15 protein-coding genes, 2 rRNA genes and 4 pseudogenes are annotated in these 19577 nt (G+C 42.4%); 7 read left to right on the forward strand and 14 right to left on the reverse strand.

Translation table 11 applies throughout. The features are described 5' to 3' along the window. Positions 1-351 precede the first annotated feature (351 nt). Positions 352-3380, forward strand: a 23S ribosomal RNA gene (locus tag CXF95_RS16060). A gap of 365 nt (positions 3381-3745) precedes the next feature. Next, positions 3746-3861 (forward strand): 5S ribosomal RNA (gene rrf, locus CXF95_RS16065). Between the two features lie 119 nt (positions 3862-3980). Here the strand turns inward: rrf and CXF95_RS31500 are convergent. Next, positions 3981-4340, reverse strand: a pseudogene (locus tag CXF95_RS31500) (transposase); the annotation flags it as partial. A gap of 195 nt (positions 4341-4535) precedes the next feature. On the opposite strand from CXF95_RS31500, the gene CXF95_RS16075 reads away from it, so the two are divergent. Beyond that, positions 4536-4994 (forward strand): EVE domain-containing protein, encoded by a 459-nt coding sequence (locus CXF95_RS16075; RefSeq protein WP_101199631.1) that lies wholly within the window; start codon positions 4536-4538, stop codon positions 4992-4994. 163 nt (positions 4995-5157) lie between these two features. On the opposite strand, the gene CXF95_RS16080 is transcribed toward CXF95_RS16075, so the two are convergent. The 6 genes and pseudogenes from CXF95_RS16080 to CXF95_RS16100 all read right to left on the reverse strand — a co-directional run. Next, on the reverse strand, positions 5158-6897 hold the full coding sequence (locus tag CXF95_RS16080) for a DUF885 family protein (RefSeq protein WP_101199632.1): 1740 nt from the start codon (positions 6895-6897) through the stop codon (positions 5158-5160). A gap of 25 nt (positions 6898-6922) precedes the next feature. Beyond that, on the reverse strand, positions 6923-7255 hold the full coding sequence (locus CXF95_RS16085; RefSeq protein ID WP_101199633.1) for a DUF1820 family protein: 333 nt from the start codon (positions 7253-7255) through the stop codon (positions 6923-6925). A 209-nt stretch (positions 7256-7464) separates the two neighbouring features. Further along, positions 7465-8040 (reverse strand): TetR/AcrR family transcriptional regulator, encoded by a 576-nt coding sequence (locus tag CXF95_RS16090; protein WP_101199634.1) that lies wholly within the window; start codon positions 8038-8040, stop codon positions 7465-7467. Positions 8041-8723: 683 nt separating this feature from the next. After that, a complete protein-coding gene (locus CXF95_RS16095; protein ID WP_101201801.1) occupies positions 8724-9029 on the reverse strand; it encodes a hypothetical protein in 306 nt (101 codons plus the stop codon). A 137-nt stretch (positions 9030-9166) separates the two neighbouring features. Then, entirely contained in the window at positions 9167-9289 is a 123-nt protein-coding gene (locus tag CXF95_RS31155; protein WP_255418926.1) for a hypothetical protein, read from the reverse strand. Positions 9290-9457: 168 nt separating this feature from the next. Continuing rightward, positions 9458-10012 (reverse strand): annotated as a pseudogene (locus tag CXF95_RS16100) (transposase zinc-binding domain-containing protein); the annotation flags it as partial. Positions 10013-10113: 101 nt separating this feature from the next. Between CXF95_RS16100 and CXF95_RS16105 the strand changes: the two are divergent. Further along, positions 10114-11006, forward strand: a pseudogene (locus tag CXF95_RS16105) (IS1595 family transposase). Positions 11007-11139: 133 nt separating this feature from the next. Here the strand turns inward: CXF95_RS16105 and CXF95_RS16110 are convergent. From CXF95_RS16110 to CXF95_RS31505, 4 genes and pseudogenes are all read right to left on the reverse strand, one after another. Beyond that, positions 11140-11658 carry a GDYXXLXY domain-containing protein gene (locus CXF95_RS16110; protein ID WP_101199635.1) on the reverse strand — a complete coding sequence of 173 codons (519 nt, stop codon included), beginning with the start codon at positions 11656-11658 and terminating at the stop codon, positions 11140-11142. Continuing rightward, entirely contained in the window at positions 11651-12715 is a 1065-nt protein-coding gene (locus CXF95_RS16115) for a DUF4401 domain-containing protein (RefSeq protein WP_101199636.1), read from the reverse strand. The genes CXF95_RS16110 and CXF95_RS16115 overlap by 8 nt, the downstream gene beginning before the upstream one ends. Further along, entirely contained in the window at positions 12715-13677 is a 963-nt protein-coding gene (locus tag CXF95_RS16120; RefSeq protein WP_101199637.1) for a DUF2157 domain-containing protein, read from the reverse strand. The genes CXF95_RS16115 and CXF95_RS16120 overlap by 1 nt, the downstream gene beginning before the upstream one ends. 611 nt (positions 13678-14288) lie before the next feature. Next, positions 14289-15095: pseudogene (locus CXF95_RS31505) on the reverse strand (transposase). Positions 15096-15435: 340 nt separating this feature from the next. Between CXF95_RS31505 and CXF95_RS16130 the strand changes: the two are divergent. Next, positions 15436-16491, forward strand: coding sequence for a hydrolase (locus tag CXF95_RS16130; RefSeq protein WP_101199638.1), 1056 nt, complete (start codon positions 15436-15438; stop codon positions 16489-16491). Beyond that, on the forward strand, positions 16488-16733 hold the full coding sequence (locus CXF95_RS16135) for a YheU family protein (RefSeq protein WP_101199639.1): 246 nt from the start codon (positions 16488-16490) through the stop codon (positions 16731-16733). The genes CXF95_RS16130 and CXF95_RS16135 overlap by 4 nt, the downstream gene beginning before the upstream one ends. Before the next feature lie 13 nt (positions 16734-16746). On the opposite strand, the gene CXF95_RS16140 is transcribed toward CXF95_RS16135, so the two are convergent. From CXF95_RS16140 to nudE, 3 genes are read right to left on the reverse strand one after another with little or no spacing between them, the layout of a single operon-like run. Next, positions 16747-17328, reverse strand: a complete 582-nt coding sequence (locus tag CXF95_RS16140) for a YceI family protein (RefSeq protein WP_101199640.1) — start codon at positions 17326-17328, stop codon at positions 16747-16749. Between the two features lie 30 nt (positions 17329-17358). Further along, complete coding sequence (gene cysQ, locus CXF95_RS16145) at positions 17359-18204, reverse strand: 3'(2'),5'-bisphosphate nucleotidase CysQ (protein ID WP_101199641.1); 846 nt, start codon at positions 18202-18204, stop codon at positions 17359-17361. Continuing rightward, a complete protein-coding gene (nudE, locus tag CXF95_RS16150; RefSeq protein ID WP_101199642.1) occupies positions 18204-18767 on the reverse strand; it encodes an ADP compounds hydrolase NudE in 564 nt (187 codons plus the stop codon). The genes cysQ and nudE overlap by 1 nt, the downstream gene beginning before the upstream one ends. A gap of 113 nt (positions 18768-18880) precedes the next feature. Between nudE and yrfG the strand changes: the two genes are divergently transcribed. Next, positions 18881-19564 (forward strand): GMP/IMP nucleotidase, encoded by a 684-nt coding sequence (gene yrfG, locus CXF95_RS16155; RefSeq protein WP_101199643.1) that lies wholly within the window; start codon positions 18881-18883, stop codon positions 19562-19564. The last annotated feature ends 13 nt before the right edge of the window (positions 19565-19577 follow it).

The following is a 19577-nucleotide window of genomic DNA, read 5'->3' on the forward strand; positions in this document are numbered from 1 at the left end:
ATGTTCTTTAACAATATGGAAAGCTGATAAAAAGTAATCGAAAACTAAAAGAGTGTTCTTAGGAACTTACTCTATCTGATTTTGTGATGAAAACTTGTCACGCATACAACGGCAATACTCTGTTTATTCAGGTATTGCACCTAACGCTTAACGAAAAGGTAAGCGGGTAGGGCGAGTTATTTCGACAAATTGAGCAGTTACTCGTTCAAAGTGTGGAAATAGCGACTATTCGGTTTCTGATCGAGTTGAACGACGAACGAGTGAGGGCGTGTACATTAATGTACATAACCGAGTGAGTGAGGACGTGAAACGAAGAGCAGGAAGCGAAGACGAAGCTATTTGGGGTTGTATGGTTAAGTGACTAAGCGTATACGGTGGATGCCTAGGCAGTTAGAGGCGATGAAGGACGTGTAAGTCTGCGATAAGCTGTGGAGAGCCGACAAAATGCTTTGACCCACAGATTTCCGAATGGGGAAACCCGGCGCTTCGGCGTCATCTATACATGAATACATAGTGTATAGAAGCAAACGAGGGGAACTGAAACATCTAAGTACCCTTAGGAAAAGAAATCAACAGAGATTCCCCTAGTAGCGGCGAGCGAACGGGGAGCAGCCGAGTAGTAATGAAGTAGTGGAATGTGTTGGAAAGCACAGCGATACAGGGTGATAGCCCCGTACACGAAGCGTCATTATTGCCATATTAAGTAGGTCGGGACACGTGTTATCTTGACTGAAGATGGGGGGACCATCCTCCAAGGCTAAATACTCCTAACTGACCGATAGTGAACCAGTACCGTGAGGGAAAGGCGAAAAGAACCCCTGTGAGGGGAGTGAAATAGAACCTGAAACCGTATACGTACAAGCAGTAGGAGCAAGCTCTCGTAAGAGAATAGTCTTGTGACTGCGTACCTTTTGTATAATGGGTCAGCGACTTATATTTAGTAGCAAGGTTAACCGAATAGGGGAGCCGTAGCGAAAGCGAGTGTTAACTGCGCGTTGAGTTGCTAGGTATAGACCCGAAACCGAGTGATCTAGCCATGGGCAGGTTGAAGGTTGAGTAACATCAACTGGAGGACCGAACCGACTAACGTTGAAAAGTTAGCGGATGACTTGTGGCTGGGGGTGAAAGGCCAATCAAACTCGGAGATAGCTGGTTCTCCCCGAAAGCTATTTAGGTAGCGCCTCGGATGAATACCACAGGGGGTAGAGCACTGTTAAGGCTAGGGGGTCATCCCGACTTACCAACCCTTTGCAAACTCCGAATACCTGTGAGTACTATCCGGGAGACACACGGCGGGTGCTAACGTCCGTCGTGAAGAGGGAAACAACCCAGACCGCCAGCTAAGGTCCCTAAATATTACTAAGTGGGAAACGAGGTGGAAAGGCACAGACAGCTAGGAGGTTGGCTTAGAAGCAGCCATCCTTTAAAGAAAGCGTAATAGCTCACTAGTCGAGTCGGTCTGCGCGGAAGATGTAACGGGGCTAAGTAATATACCGAAGCTGCGGACTTGCGCATCACTTAACATTATTTAAATACCGAGCTAACAGCAACGTGCATAAGCACCTGCTGGTAAAGCGTCTCAACACAGTCGAGGTTTCGATTGTCGATGAGGTAAAGGTAAGCGAAACGAGTAATGTTAAGGATGCGCAAGTGGTAGGGGAGCGTTGTGTAAGTGGCTGAAGGTGAGCTGAGAGGCGAGCTGGACATATCACAAGTGCGAATGCTGACATGAGTAACGATAATGGGGGTGAAAAACCCCCACGCCGGAAGACCAAGGTTTCCTGTCCCATGCTAATCAGGGCAGGGTAAGTCGGCCCCTAAGGCGAGGCAGAAATGCGTAGTCGATGGGAAACGGATTAATATTTCCGTACTTGGTATATCAGTGAAGGGGGGACGGAGAAGGTTATGCAAGCCTGGCGTTGGTTGTCCAGGTGAAAGTGCGTAGGGTTGTGACTTAGGTAAATCCGGGTCGCACTTCTTAAATGAAGAGCTCGAGACACGAGACGAGACTCCAAGGAGTTGAAGTTGCAAATACCATGCTTCCAGGAAAAGCCTCTAAACTTATGATATATCGAACCGTACCCCAAACCGACACAGGTGGTCAGGTAGAGAATACTAAGGCGCTTGAGAGAACTTGGGTGAAGGAACTCGGCAAAATCGTACCGTAACTTCGGGAGAAGGTACGCCTCTGTTTGTGATTGAACTTGCTTCATGAGCGAATGGGGGCCGCAGTGAAATGGTGGCTGGAACTGTTTATTAAAAACACAGCACTGTGCTAAATCGAAAGATGACGTATACGGTGTGACGCCTGCCCGGTGCCGGAAGGTTAATTGATGGGGTTATCTTCGGAGAAGCTCTTGATCGAAGCCCCGGTAAACGGCGGCCGTAACTATAACGGTCCTAAGGTAGCGAAATTCCTTGTCGGGTAAGTTCCGACCTGCACGAATGGCGTAATCATGGCCACGCTGTCTCCACCCAAGACTCAGTGAAATTGAAATTGCAGTGAAGATGCTGTGTACCCGCACCTAGACGGAAAGACCCCGTGAACCTTTACTATAGCTTGGCACTGAACATTGACCCTACATGTGTAGGATAGGTGGGAGACATTGAAGCATTGTCGCTAGATGATGTGGAGTCTACCTTGAAATACCACCCTTGTAGGTTTGATGTTCTAACATTGTTCCCTTATCGGGAATGTGGACAGTGTCTGGTGGGTAGTTTGACTGGGGCGGTCTCCTCCCAAAGTGTAACGGAGGAGCACGAAGGTTGGCTAATCCTGGTCGGACATCAGGAGGTTAGTGCAATGGCATAAGCCAGCTTAACTGCGAGACAGACACGTCGAGCAGGTACGAAAGTAGGTCATAGTGATCCGGTGGTTCTGAATGGAAGGGCCATCGCTCAACGGATAAAAGGTACTCCGGGGATAACAGGCTGATACCGCCCAAGAGTTCATATCGACGGCGGTGTTTGGCACCTCGATGTCGGCTCATCACATCCTGGGGCTGAAGTCGGTCCCAAGGGTATGGCTGTTCGCCATTTAAAGTGGTACGCGAGCTGGGTTTAGAACGTCGTGAGACAGTTCGGTCCCTATCTGGTGTGGGCGTTGGATGATTGAAGGGAGCTGCTCCTAGTACGAGAGGACCGGAGTGGACGAACCGCTGGTGTTCGGGTTGTTTTGCCAAAGGCATTGCCCGGTAGCTACGTTCGGAATCGATAAGCGCTGAAAGCATCTAAGCGCGAAGCGAGCCCTAAGATGAGTCATCCCTGTACATTTAATGTACCTAAAGGGTTGTTGAAGACTACGACGTTGATAGGCAGGGTGTGGAAGCGTAGCAATGCGTTGAGCTAACCTGTACTAATTGCCCGTGAGGCTTAACCATACAACGCCCAAGTGGCTTTTTATAAACGCACTATCGTGCTGTCGTGATATGTTGTCGCAAAATCGTGTCCCATGATGGTCACAGTTTGCTGACAAGTATCTTACTCGCTAAAGTTAAAAGCGAGGGACAAACGAGACGGTGATATAAGAAACATAAAGCGTTTGATGAGTGACAAGTAACAACACAAGATTATAGAGTAAGACTAGAGACATTCTTTAGCCTCGATTACAGCTCGACTTGCAAGAGAAGAGCATCAGCTTTTACATATTAAAGTAGCGAAGATACACGATACCGTACGGTAGATAGTGAGTCCTCGTTGCGTAGATATTATCCAAAAGACGGATAAATCTACACAATAGTTTTTGTCTGGCGACAATAGCGATGTGGCACCACCTGATCCCATTCCGAACTCAGAAGTGAAACACATTAGCGGCGATGGTAGTTTGGGGTCTCCCCATGCGAGAGTAGCACATTGCCAGGCTCCCATTTAAAGAAAGGGCTATCCGCAAAGGTAGCCCTTTTTTGTTTGCCCAGCGAAGCTGGCAAACCCGTTCGCTTGAAAGATAGCAGAGTCACCCTGACTAAGGGGAAGACCTGCTGAATATAGCTTTGCAGCATTTCACCGTTTAGACGTCCCCCACTTGCAGACCGACTTTGTTTCTCGATGTAATCGATCAGCTCGGCTTTTTGCTGGGAGGACAATAGAGAGGGTCTTCCCGATGGTTTTTTACTTTCAAGGGCGCTGATACCACCCTTGAGATACTTGGCAACCCACTCATTGACCATTCTTCGACTAACAATCAGAGTCCTGGCAACTTCAGCTTTATTTTTACCTACCTTAAAATGCGCTACAGCCAATAAACGCATGCGCATTCGATGATCTTTAACCTTGTAAGAGAGTGCTTTTAATTGCTGTTCGGTGTGATTGAGTATGATTAGCCTGCAAGAGCAGGTTTTCATTTTTTAGATAAGAAATAGTAGGGTACATAAAATTGCAAATGCACTGTGTATATATAGTCCATTTGTAATGCCAAAAGATACAAGTTTAGTGGTAGATGAAGAGCAACAAATCTTATAATGTTGGAAAGATAGATCGCTTGCTAACTATTAATCAAGGCTATATTAGCCTGACTAATACCAATTAGAGGATAGTCCATGCAATATTGGTTATTTAAAACAGAGCCAGATGCGTTCAGTATTGATGATTTGGCCAACATTCCAAATCAAACTGAGCATTGGGATGGCATTCGTAACTATCAGGCGCGCAATTTTTTACGAGATGAAGTAAAGTTAGGTGATCAAGTTTTTATTTATCATTCTAGCTGTAAATATGTAGGTATAGTCGGTTTGGCTGAAGTAGTAAAAGAAGGCTATGTTGACCACACACAATTTGATCCAGACAGTAAATATTATGACCCAAAATCACCCGAAGACAAGCCACGATGGATGATGGTTGACATTCAATTCAAGCAAAAGTTTTCACAAATATTATCTCTTAAAGAGATAAAAAACATGCCAGAAATTACTGAGATAGGACTGGTTAAAAAAGGCCATAGATTATCTATTATGCCGGTTAAGCAGACTGAGTTTCGGTGGTTACTTGGAAAATGCTAAAGGTGACATTATTCGCTATCAATGGGATCCTCCGTCTCTTGTGATGCTTGGATTTTGCCTTTGTTGGCGACTAAGTTGCGACAGGCAGCAACAAAGCCGTCGACTGAGTTTTCACACCAAATTCAATTATCTAAAGCCTTATAAAAATGAAGGGGGAATTAGCCTATTGTTGTTGAATAAATTGTTGAATATTTGCTTCCAATACAGATAAAGGAACAGACCCATGTTTAAGTACCGCATGATGAAATGCGCGTAAATCAAACTGCTCACCTAAGGCAACTTCGGTCTGTTTCCGTAGTTTTTTTATTGTTAACTCGCCAATTTTGTATGATAAAGCTTGGGCTGGCCACGAAATATAACGGTCAATTTCTGTTTTGACGTTATGCTCAGACAAGGCTGTGTTTTCTAGCATAAAATCTATCGCTTTTTGTCTTGACCAGCCCTTTATATGCATGCCGGTATCTACCACTAAGCGACAAGCTCGCCACATTTCATAGCTCAAACGGCCAAATTCATCGTAGGGATCGTTATACATTCCTACTTCTTTACCCAAAAACTCCGAATATAATCCCCAGCCCTCACCAAATGCTGAAATATAGGTATAACGTCTTACTTCTGGCAGCTCTGTCATTTCTCGAGATAAGGAAATCTGAAGATGGTGGCCTGGAACTGCTTCATGCAAAGTTAAAGCTGTGAGTGCGTATAGAGGTCGTTTATCTAGGGCGTAGGTGTTGACCCAGTAGTAGCCGGGTTGGCTGTCGTTAGTTGGGGAGATGTAACGACCTGTTGTATATTTAGGTGCGATATTTTCGGGCACTGGTTCTACGCCGTATGGAGTCCGAGGTAAATAGTTAAACAGTTGGGGTAGCTTGGCATCCATCTTTTTAGCGATATATGAAGCTTGTTTAATCAGCTCATCTGCTGTTTGAGCATAAAACTTTTTGTCAGTTCGTAAATATTGGATGAACTGGTTGATGTTACCTTTGTATTCCAATTGATCGACGACAGTCTGCATCTCGCTGCGAATACGTTTAACCTCATCAAGGCCTAAGGAGTGAATATCATCCACCGACATCTGGGTTGTAGTATAAAAATCACTACGATTTTGATAGTAGTCTGAACCGTTTGGTAAAGACTTAGCTGCAATATTCGTTTTACTCTTCGGAATATATTCAGTAATTAGAAAATCATAAAATTTTTGGTAAGCACTAAAAATCTGGTTAGCAATGATTAAACTAGCTTGCTCACCTAATTTTTGTTGTTGGATGGAGTCAACGTTAGCTCCCTGCAAATTTTGAAAGGGTGTGTAAAATATACTGTCTTCGGGTGAGTCATGTATAAAGGCTTTGACCGAATCTTCGAAACCTTGCAGCACCACCTTAGGTTGAATGAATCCGCTTTGTATACCTTTTCTCATCCAATTAATCTGTTGCTCAAAATAAGATGGAAACTGTTCAAGGCGAGCTAGGTAATTTTGATAATCCCCTAAGGTTTCAAAACGGCTAGAGCGAGGTAAAAAAGCTAAACTACTATGGAAGCTGGATTCTGATGTAAGCGGCATATAATGCGCATTAAAGCGGTATTGATCTATATGGTTTTGCAAATTCCTTTGTTGAATTAACAAGCTAATTTGCTCAGTTCTATTTAATTCGGTTTTATCTATAAGAGATAGCTTTTTTAAAAAAGCCCGAAATTGGGAGTCTTGTTTCTCCAGCGCATCAGGTGAAACGTCAGCAAGTTTATTATCAAAATCATGTACGCCTTGGCTTGTTGCTAATATAGGACTAATGGATAAATTATATTGCCAAATTTCATCAAGCAATGGCTGTAACTTAGCTGATCCTGTGGCAGAACATACATAGGAAAAAAGACTCAATATTAATAAACCGCAAAACTTTTTCATACTTCTACCCTAGTGTGATGGAACTCTATTTAAGTGTATTTTTAGGCGTATAAATTGGAGTAGGAAAAGCCATTACCTTATCCGATAATGCAGTAATTTTTGAAGTGCCTTGTTTCTTCACTTCATCAATACGTAACACGCTGTGCATTGGTACGTATGTGCGCGTGACGTCAGCAAACTCATCTTTTAGCTTTTCGTGGCTAGGATCCAATACTAAACTAGTGTGGGTATCCCAAACAAAATCACCTATTTCGATAAATCCAAACATACTTCCTTGGCAAACTTCTCGCACATACAGTTCATAACGTTCGCCATTAGCGATAAATTGGATGCGAAACAAATGTTTTTCACTGGACATAATAACTACTCAATATATTAGGCTACTTTCCCCGTTACAATGAACAAGGCTATAAATAGGGATGTTACAAGTTACTTATCAATGGAGATGGTCTGACTAATAGCAAGGCTAACAAAGGCTTGTTCTGGGATATTTTTATCGACCAGTGACTTTATGTGCAATTTATTAATAATAAATAATCCATGTAAGTTGGCCGTTAAATAACTGAATTATTGTTTGGCGGCTAAAGGGCCTAATAAAGCCTGAGTGGCTAGTTGTAATTCATCTGTATCACCAGCCAAAATAGCATTAACGGCGAAACCTTGAACGTAACTGGTCAGCTGCAGTGCAGTTGATTCTATATTAATATGAGTGTGCACTTGTCCTAAACCTTGGGCTTTTTCTAAACAACCAATAAAGTCTAATTGTAATCGGTCAAGATAGTGGCGGCCAATTTCTTGTATTTTTTGGTCATTAAAACCTAATTCGGCAATACAGTTTATTAACAAGCACCCTTTGCCTTTGATATGTACAAGGTAGTTAGCAAAAAATGCACTAATAGAATCAAGACCTTTTTTAGACTCTAAATGTTGCATGACCTTGTTTAGATGAGCGGTTTGATAGTGCTTTAGCACCATGTAAAGAAAAGTTTGTTTACTGCCAAATTCGATATAAAATCCTCTTCTGTTAAAGTCGGTTCTGGCTATGATTTCATCCATAATGGCACCGTTATAACCATGTTCCAAAAATACATCAATGGCTTGGCTTAACACAGCATCAAGGTTGTATTGGGCTTTACGTGGCATAGTTATCAACTGACCTTGACAGAATAAGTGTTCTTAACAGGTTAGACGAGTTAAATTATCTGTCAATGTTGTATAGGTAAAATAAAGCGTCAATTTTTTATAAAATGAAAATGCTTCTTGCCTAATTTTTTTTCGTTTACCAGTATATTATATCTTTGAGGGAGTGAAAGTCGGCTATTTTTCATCTATTAATCAGCTGTTTCCAAGTAATTCAGAATTTAGAACAAGCGCTTCCCGCTGTTGTGCAAACCAGCTCTGAATATTGCTTATGATGATGAACGGCTTTTATTCAAACAGACTTATCTGAGGCGGTGCTCGACTTTGTGGGGGCAATAATTCAACGACTTCGTCATTTTTTGTATTCAGGTGACTGAGTATCTTTTGGATCACCAATGGATGTTCATTAGACACATCCCTGTGTCTAACCCTACGGGCAGCATTCGCTGTGCAAATCGGCTTTCCTGCCGATTTGTCAATGCTCTCTATAACCTCCCACCACCGCATTGCTCACAGGTTTCAATGTCGATGTTAAAAACCCGTTTAAGTCTTTGCGCCCAGGTCATCGACTGGTGCTTTTGTGTCCGTATTTTTTCCTGCCCTGTCGGCAATGCTTGTTTAGCCTTATTTCTTAAGGCTGGTGTTATTGCCAACCTTTTTTCTGATACCCCAGAGCGGGACTCTCTTCAAAATAAGTAATGGCACAGTCTTTCGAGTTTACCCCTATCCTGTGCATTGCTCATGACACCTGCATTGAGACTGAAGCCTGCCATATTTGATGCACAGCCTGACGCAAGCCCCTGCTCTTCCATAGGTGCAATGGTTTGCAAGGTAAAGACCTTTCGTCCTTGCTGTTTGCCTGTAGCGATGCGATAAGTAATGGAATACCCGTGAATTTGCAACATCGGATCGTCTTCCAGCCCATCCAAAGCCAGGTAGTCATTGTCATCATCCCTCACTAATAAGCCCTCGCGCTCAAGAAAACCAGCCACACGTTGGCTAATGTGGTGAGTAAGACTATTCAGTTCACTTTTTGTCGGGGTTTTTATCGGGTGACCAATTCATCGGGAATGAATTTATTCATTACATCCATGTAATTCACCCTACGGGCCAGCAGAGCTGTTGCTGTTTATTCCAGATAAACAGGCTGGACAACCAAAGCTTGCCCGTAGGATGAGAAATAGGGATGTTTCTCATCTAAACGCGTTTTGCCATAGTTATCTTCGGCATATACACCATCGAGGTAGAGCATATGATAAATCGGCAGGATAGTCGATTTACACAGCCAGCGGCTGCCCGAAGGCGTGTTGCACAGGGGGGTGCTTCATGAAAATGGATATTTAAATTACTTCGGGCGTCCTGCCCTTCGCCCCTCCGAGGCCAGCGTCCGGCTGTTCAAAATAGCTCCCGGCAATTTTGTCAGCGCTGAGCCAAATCGTTGGATCAGTGTTACCGCACCCGTTTGTGCAGTCTGTTTGTTGTAGCCTGCTTTTTTAGTGATATGTGTGGCAAGTGTGCGATAGACAATACCCAGTACTTTTCCCATGATGCGAGGATAACTGGCAAACAAAAATCTAAGTTGAAAAGGGAAGCTCAATACCCATTGCCTAATGGGCTCATGGGGCAACACATCATCAACCAGCAATGCGGCGCTTTATGCCATTCGCCACGCACCACAGCTGGGTCTGGCAGACCACGACTAGAATCCTCTGCGTTTACAACTGAATGCAACCAGGTGCTCATGATGACAATCTTCACAACGTACTCGCAAAAAGCCATATTCCAAACGAGCGCACTTGAGGTAAGCTTCAAATTCTGACCGCACATACTTGGGTAAATCTTTATCTTGTTGTCCCATGTGGGTCAGAAACAGGGGGTAATATTTTTCAATAATTTGATAAAGAAGGGTTTGTTCTGGTTTATGACGTTCATACTTTACCGTCCCCTCTCTTCTGGCATCCTTTACACGTGACATACACCACTCCAAACCACTGATGTTTTATTGCTCTGTTTGGCTTAGATGTTGTTATTGAATAAAAGCACTGTATATAGCTTTCATTAACAAGGCTAACATCCATGAATAAAGCAGATATTAGAGCGTTAGAAGCGCAGCTCACCGAGTTGCCTCATATCCAAAAAAACATTTTCTCAGTTTGTTATCACAATTTATTGATTCTTAGGTTGCATCCATCTTAGATAGCTCGTCAGACATCACATGTTGCCGTCACTGTACTCGCCCACAAATTAAGAAATGGGGTAAATCAGCCGGTCTTCAACGTTATAAATGCAAAAATACCGAGTGTGGTAAGACATTTAATGCGCTTACGGGTACTGTTTTATCTGGCCTTCGTCAAAAAGACAAATGGTTTGATTATCTCCAGTGTATGTTCGACAGCTTACCTCTGAGAAAAGCAGCACAGAGAGTGAATATAGATTTAACCACTGCATTTAGATGGCGACATCGCTTTCTAACAGCCCCAACCAAGATACAAACTAAGAATGTTTCGGGGATCGTTGAGGCAGTTGAAACCTTCTTTCTTGAGTCATTTAAGGGTAAACGTAACATTGAGCACAGAAAGCGTGGGTAAAAGGGAGAAGGAAAAAAGTCAAAGAAGGAAGATAAAATATCAGTGTTAATTGTGAGAGACCGAAACGGACAAGTATGCGATTTTGTATTAGACGAGTTAAGTAAAGAGCATATCCAAGGTCACCTCAAGCCAATAATTGATAGTGATGCTGTACTTTGTACAGACGGCGCAAGTTGGTATAAAACGTTTGCTAAGCAAGAAAATATCGCTCACCGAAGATTGATAACATTAGATAAACAGCGAGTGATAGGTAAAGAGTTCCATATTCAAAACGTAAACAATTACATATCGAGGCTAAAAACATGGATTGTCCAGTTTAACGGTGTTGGAACCGATTATCTGGCCCATTACCTTGGTTGGAGGAGATTGTTTGAAACATAAGAAGTTTCAACATGTAATTAGTTGAAACTGGCTATGGGAATTAACAGTAGTTAACCCAAACAGCGCCCCTGAAATAGTGTCTCAATGTGCGCATGACAAACGGGCGCAATAAAATCATCAAAAATGATGGACTTCAATCTGGCCCCAGCTTGTGCAAGTCCTTATCCAGCATTGCACTTAACAACACTTCTCCCTCGGCATTCACGCGAAACTCACCATATTCTGCCGCGTTATATAATTCTGCCGCACCCTCGGCAAAAAAGAAGGCGTTGGTGGCAAACTTAATTTTGCCATCACGAACACGATAATACAGTTTCAGTTGGTCAGGTTGTAATACTTGCTCAGTATCTAGGCCAACAAAAGAAGCGACACTTTGTTGATCGAGTTTGACTACCACAAAGCTATGTGTAGATTCGGCGTCCGCGCCCCATAATTCACTAGACTCCATTTTAGATAATGCCTCATATATGGCGTCAGCGAGTTCAAAGCGTAAGGCCATATAATCCCCTTGCATAAGTGAGCGCGGATCTACAGGCGCGAGTTTCAGTTTGACAATTTGGCCCTTAGACAAATGTTGCTCTTTAACCACAATGGACCAATTCATTAGCCCCAGGATCAGCATTAAACCCAATACTGCAATGACTTTATTCATGGCTATGCCCTCCTTTTAGCCACCACAGGGCAAACAACTTACTAAATAGCAATAGAATCACGCCCAATATCAACAGACTAAGAGATTTTTGGGTCAGGCTGAGCTCAAGTGAATAATAGTATTTTGCAATATAAAATAGACCTGATAAGACACCCAGCCCCAGCAACACACGATGACTGGCAGCAAAACCGAGCACCATGATCAACATAGCAACGGCGAGGCCTGCAGCTTGCATCGACGCCAAACCAATAAACAAGGTTGCCACTAGCGTGATAATGGCAGGTGTTGAGTGTGTGTTGACTTGGTAACGTTGCAACAAGTGCCATGCTAAATACAGCAAAATCAAACAATTCAGCCCTTCATCTAACCAAGCAGAGAGCATAAGGTGGCTTGTTTGTGGTGCCTGTCCTTGCTCCATCCACAGCCAATCCAGGGTGTTAGCACTTTTGATCATAATCATCGCAATTGTTAGGCCGTAAGCAATGGCTTTAAGTCTTTGAAAATGTTGTTTAAAGCTAAATTCACGTAGCCATAACCAAGTACAAATAAACATCAAAATGCTGCTAAACAAAGCCGCTATCGACCACAGTGCCATCACCACACTCAAGGCGTACGCCGCAAAGAAGCTGGAAAACACCCGATGTAAAAAACTCGGCATAAGCCAAGCCAAAGCCATTTGCAAGAGTGCGCAAGTAAACCACAACATCCAGTCAGTGTGGCCAAAGTGCTCAAACAGTGCCCAAGCTAACAAGACTTGACCGTTGAGGCTGACAGCCAATCCGAGATGTTCAAAAAATTGCGATTTTGGTGCACGCAATATAAAATATGCGCTAAATAATAATCCCGTTCCTATTACTGCTCTGGTTACAACACTGTCCATTAAATCCATTAAACCAGCGGCAAAAAAGCCAAAGAAAAATAACGCAGCTAGCCAGCCAGCAAAAGCTAATAATACTTTTATATACCAGGGTGTATGTATTTCGTGATCCAGTTTGACATCAGCTGGCACAAGCTGTTGTTCGGCTAATTGCTTGATGAACTGTTGGTTGTTTGACATTATTGAAACTCCTTCATGAGCTTTTTAAGCCAAAGGGCAGCGCCTGTAGTTAGGCCTATAGTAAGGACAAATAACAGCAAAAACGCACCAGGACCACCAGATATGGCAATGATATTCGCCACCCATGACACCACCACCACAATCCCTGACAGACTGCCCAGTGCCAGCATAAACAGATCGGGCTGCCGTAAACGGTAGACAAGATAAGCCAAAGCCATAAATGCCAACCAAACACTCGCACCTAACCACGAAGTTTGGTAGTCAAAAATAGACATTAGTGCCAAACTGGTGGCACTTGTCGTAGTGGCTAGCGCGAGTGAATGCGGTGCCCAGGAGTGATTTAACCAGGTGTGTAGGGGCCGACGTAATTCCCAAAAAAATAAACACACACTATTTAACAAAAATAAGCTCCACGCCATACTTTCGTCGCGTTCAAACAATGCCGGGATCAGCGAGCCCATTGAATCGTGATATAGCCAAATACTGAGGTTTAATAACGCTAGCCACACTATCCACAAAGGCGCAAAACGGCTTATTATTACCCAAGGCAAGCCAAGCACAGCCCAATTAAAAAACAATTGCCAGGGATCCGCGCCAGTTTGATACGTCTGACCAAAAAAGGCCATCAGCGCCCCTAAACTTAAGAAAGCGACCGTCAGAGTGACCTGCGCCAAAAGAGGTTTTTTTTCAATAAGCAGGTAAGCAACAATAGCCAATACGATGAGGACCTGGAATAAAGCAAACTTGGCAAATCTGCCTATTTCCTGCCAATTCGCTGCGACAAAAAAGATCAGCGAAAACCCCATGGCCAAAGCACCAGACCACAACAAAAGTCGCGCTATAAAATCACGCCATGCTATTGGGGAAGGGTAAATATGACTGACAAACAAGGCTTTTTTAACGTTGTGCGTAGCCAGTTTTCCTTGTTCGATTAGTTGGCTAATCAACTCGCGTTGGCTCATTTAAGTTCCTTTTATTTTAGTGCATACAACTTTGCTCAACTGTGATTGTAGTGCGATTAAAAGTATACTCTATCCGAATTAGTTTGGCCTTCTAATGCAAAAGCGATGGTCAACTGAGCGACAAACAATGTTTGATACTCTGCATGAAATTACCCAGCAATTTACCGTTTATTATATTATCAATTCAAATAGTTCACTGTATGATTTCCTTAGCACGATTGAGATAGTAGGGTCATAAGGGCCAACAAAGGCTAATCAAACTAACCACAACCTTTGTATCCTGTATAGGTAGAATAAAACGTCATTTTCTTAAAATGTCAATACAAGATGCCTCATGTTTTCTCTCTTTTATATCTCAAACTCAACTAATAAGTGCAATCAACTGCCCAAGGTTGAATGTCCGTTGATCGCTCAGGCTGTGTGAAAACCCAATTCCGTGACACGAATTTAGTCTTGTGCATTTTTGACTCAGATTCAAAATAGTTAAACGTGCTATTTAGGTTGAGAGCAATCTAAAAAATAATATCGGTTTTTTAAGTCGTGTTTCCAAAATTGATGATAAATAGGCTTGATGACTGCTTTTTAGAGAGGGATTTGGGGATAACGAACTATTATTCCTGCATGGCGGCTAGTAGTGTGGGTATGCCGACTATCGACATTATTCGTTTGAGATTGTAGGCCAGCACGTGAAGGCTCATTTCGGTACTGACATTCTTCTTACGTTTCATTAAGAAGTGAGACGCTCCCATCCACATTTTAATGGTGCCAAACGGGTGCTCGACAGTTTGCTTTCTGATGACGATGGTTTCAGGCGCTGCATCTAATCGCGCTTTCATCGCGTAAATATCGGCTTCATGTATTCAACGCCGCATTTTCCTCGGCTCTGTTTTTGATTGTGTGCATTGAGTGCAAATTTCACAGTCCCTGCATGCGATATGATTAACATATACCTTCTGCTCTCAACCACGTTTCGTCTATGTGGTAGCGTCTCGCCTGCTGGGCAAATATAGATATCTTTATCCTTGTCATACTTGAACAATGATCTATTGAATGCATGCGTTCTTAATACCCTTGCCGTTGTCTTTTCTAAAATCCGCAATGGTTTTAAAGTCAGGCGTCAGGCGTTCGAGTAACCACATCGTTTCAACATTGCGTTGAGTTTCTCGCTCCAACCGCCGTGAAGACTGCACACGATCCAGGTAGCCATAAATGTAGAGCTTCAACATAGTGGCAGGATGATATCCAAGGCGACCTGTGTTTTTAGGCATTACCTTGTTGAACCCCAGAGATGCTAAGTTGAGTTCATCTACAAATACGTCAATCACTCTAACGGGATTTTCAACATTAACGAAATCATCTAATGCTTCTGGGAACAGGGTGACTTGGTTGCGACCTTGGCCTGTCATATGGTGGGACATATCAGCGATTCTTGTTCTTGTTAACCTACTAATAAATATAGTAAACAGGCTAAATGGCAGCCGATAACATCAAGATTATTTGATCATAAAAACACGCTGCTTAGCTCAAAAGGTGATCAATAGTTTTCACACAGCCTGCGCTCAAACCAGCCCGATGACATAGATTCACTAAGCTTTACTACGTGTAAATGTCAGCAATTTCAATACTGTGAGATTTAGTTAATAAACACTACTCCATTTTCTCTTGTCTTCTTCTGTGGTGACGAGCTTTTGTCTTTTTCTTGATGCTACGCTCAATTGATGTAATCTATCTGAATAATCATTCATGCTTTAGTAGTTGATGCACTCCAAGTCCCAAACCAATCAAAATGTTCGTTATGGTGAAATAGTTGAAAGTGACTTTAGGCCACCTTGGTGGGCTAAAAATAGGCACGTACAAACTATCTTCCCGCGTTTTATACAAAAACGCGCCAAGCTTGATTACCGTAAGGAAAAGTTGACCTTACCTGATGGCGATTTTGTTAATTTAATTTGGGCTGGTGATGTGCACAAAGCATCCGGTTTAATTGCTATGTTCCATGGTTTAGAGGGCTCTATTCGCTCTCATTATACCAACGACATGGCGGCAAACTTCGTTAAACAGGGCTATGCGGTGGTGTTGATGCATTTTCGTGGTTGTGGCGGTGAACAAAATGCAACACCTAGAGCGTATCACTCAGGCGAAACTGAGGATGCATGGTACTTCTTGAATTGGCTTGAGCAGAAATTTCCTGAGACACGCAAAGTGGCTATGGGTTTCTCTCTTGGCGCTAACATGTTGCTCAAACTCTTGAGTGAACAACCCAAGCAACAGATTGTAAAAGCGGCAATGGCAGTTTCTACACCGTTTAACTTAGCCCTGTGTGCTAGTAGTATTAACCAAGGATTCTCCAAGGTTTACCAAGCCTATTTGTTAAAAAGCATGGTTAACAATTTGTTGATTAAGATGCGTAATATGGACTATGGCAAGTTACTAAAAGTGACCGAGTCGCAAATCAAACAATTTAAACATTTCCGGGATTTTGATGAGCATATCACTGCGCCATTACACGGTTTTGTGGATGCTGACGATTATTATAAAAAATGCAGTTCACGAAATTTTCTTAAAGGTATCGCCACGCCTACTCTAGTCGTCCATGCTAAAGACGATCCCTTCATGCACCATAGTATTGTGCCTAATGCCGAATTTTTATCATCAAGTGTATGCCTTGAAGTGAGCGAAAATGGAGGGCATGTAGGTTTTATGCAAGGTACACCATGGCGACCCAAAATCTGGATGCAGCAAAGAGCCAATCACTTTTTTCAGCCTTTTATTGCTGACAAGGGCAAACATTTATCTAGCGGTATCCCACAATGATTATCTCGATTGCAGACTTAACCGAAGAAACTTTATTGAATATTATTGAAGGCTTTGTATTACGTGAAGGCACCGAATATGGCGAAGCTGACGTGTCACTTCAAGAAAAAGTACAGCAAGTGCTGGCCCAGTTAAAATTAGGTGATGTGCTTTTGGTCTATTCTGAATTACACGAAACAGTGAATATCATCCCCAAGCAACAGCTCGGGGAGTTTGAATTGTCAGAGAGTCAGCAACAATAGATTCTAGGTCGGTTTAGTGAGCTACAAAAACTAAGTTAAAGTTGACTGGTACTGTGAGCCCAATGCCACTTAACCCCGCCAATTTTTGCAATATTTCAATTCCAGAAGTTAAACCAAAATCTGCAGCCGATATTAAGATTGGTTGAGTGCTGGTGGCTACGATGCCATTATCAGCTTTACGGGTTACTTGCACTGTTGTGCTAATCGTTTTGCTGATACCCATAACGTTTAACTCGACTGGAAGTGTCACTGATATGGAATTGCCCTTTGCAAGAGTCAAAACACTGTCAGGTAATTGCGCGGTTAAATTAGCAGTAGGAAATTTGTCCACCAAAAAAAGTTTTTCACGCATACGGGTATCGCGAATTTCGATGCCTGAGTCGATACTTGCTAGGTCAATTTCAAGCTGGAATTCTCCCTCAGGACTAAATTCACCTTTTATTGATTTAAACTGTTGGATTTCACTAATATGTTGATTTTTAGTTGATACAAAACTCAAACTTGATTCGTCCTCAACTAACATCCAATGGGCGTTCGCTGTAGCACTGAACAAAAAAATACTGATAAAAATAGTGCTTAATAAAAAAGATTTCATAGTTAACTCAATTAGTTAGAAATAATGCTGCTATACAGCCTGGTTATCGTTGCCAAATTCACATTTGACTATGTTTGGCCAATCGACATTTTGATCACCCATAATAAAAAAATCAGGATTGATTACACTTGTACGCAAGTTGTAGCTTAAAGGGGCAAAATTATGTGCCAATATTTTGCCTCCCGCTTCGACCACTATACATTGAGATGCACCTGTATCCCATTCTCCCGTTACGCCAAATCGTAAAAACACATCCGCTTTACCCTCAGCAATAAAACAGGCTTTGAGGGAACAACTGCCCGCAGGTAAGGTTTGATAAATACGGTTTTCACTTAGGCTAGATATGACTTTTTCCCGAGGTTGTCTGCGGCTAATAGCAATAATTAGCGGGTCCTCGTTTGGCGCGTCTAAATTACGAACGAAAATTTGTTTGGTCTCTACAGGGCATTCTTTAAATGCGCCATGGCCTTTCAAAGCAGAATACAAGGTTTCCCCTGTGGGCCAGTAAATTACACCCATAATAGGTATATTGTTTTCTATCAATGCAATGTTAACAGCAAAATCACCACTGCGGGCGATAAACTCTTGAGTGCCATCAATTGGGTCGATAAGCCAATATCGAGTCCAAGTTTTACGTAATGCTAGTGAGCCAATTTCAGTCTCTTCAGACATAATGGGAATATCTGGGGTTTCCCTTTTTAACATTTCCATAATGACTTCGTTGGCTTTGTAGTCCGCTGTGGTAACAGGAGAGTCGTCCTCTTTTTGAAAACTGGTAAAATCACCACTATCGTAAATTTCTAATACTACTTTACCTGCTATGACTGCCGTCCTTTTGGCTATCTCAAAAAGCTGTTGTGCATTTTTTGTTGGCATTAACGCGCCCTCTTCCATTTTTCAGCAAGTAACAATGCAGCGATACATCTGGCCTCTATAAAATCATCTTTGTCTAATAATGCATCTATATTATGAATCGACCATTTCACAACTTCTAGAGGTTCAGGCTCATCACCGGGTAGTACTTCAGGATATAAATCTTCTGCAATAAAGATGGTCATTTTGGCATCAAAAAATGCTGGTGCCATACTAACGCTATGCAATGGGTGTAATATTTTTGTCCCAAAGCCTATTTCTTCTTTTAATTCTCTATTAGCGGCCACTTCTGCCGACTCGCCAGGGTCTATCAATCCTTTTGGAAAGCCTAATTCATAGGTATGAGTACCTGCAGCATATTCCCTCACTAACAAAAATTCATCATCATTGATAAAAGGCACCACCATTACAGCGCCTCTGCCACTGCCAGCCATGCGTTCAAAAATGCGGGTTTCGCCATTTGAAAATTCTAAATCGATTTGTTCGATTTTAAACAAGCCACTTTTAGCAACTACCTTACGGGAGTGAATTTGTGGAAGGGATTTTTTATTGTTGGTGTTGCTCATGAATTTTTCACGTTAATATAGCCGCTGATCTCGTCTGTTTAAAAGTCAAATAAACTTTAAATCGATGAATTTTCTAGTGTTTTAATATACCTGTTAAATAGAGGACATGCCACTTGTCAAAGCTTGCTTGGAAAAATATTCATACTGTGTTGCTCGATATGGACGGCACTTTGCTCGACCTGCACTTCGATAATCATTTTTGGTTAGAACATTTGCCTAAAAAATTAGCTGAAAAACATGGTATTTCACTGCAAGCTGCCAAAGATATGATGGCCGTTGAGTATGAACAGGTAATGGGAACTCTGAGTTGGTATTGCTTAGATTTTTGGGCAGACAAGCTCAATATCGATATCCTTGAGGCTAAACGCGAGATTGAACATCTCATCAGTATTCGTGAAGACAGTTTACCTTTTATCGATGCCTTAAAATCCTCAGGGCGAGAAGTGATATTGGTCACTAACGCCCATCCTGACAGCTTATCCTTAAAGGTGGAGCATACTCAATTAGACAACCATATCGACCAATTAATATCGACCCACGAATTTGCTGTCACCAAAGAATCCCAAGTCTTATGGCAAAGGCTTCAGGCAAAACTTGGTTTTAATCCACAACACACACTTTTTGTGGACGACAGTTTAGGGATCTTAAAAGCCGCGCAAGAATTTGGTATTAAACATTTGCTGGCTGTTAGTAACCCAGATAGCAAACAACCTGCTAAAGATATTTCTGACTTTCCTTCAATACAGGATTATCGTTATTTACTGGATGATATTCAGGCGAATCCGTTTATTAACTGAACTGCCATTAAGC

This window comes from Paraglaciecola sp. MB-3u-78, assembly GCF_002835935.1.
In the GTDB taxonomy this organism is placed as follows: domain Bacteria; phylum Pseudomonadota; class Gammaproteobacteria; order Enterobacterales; family Alteromonadaceae; genus Paraglaciecola.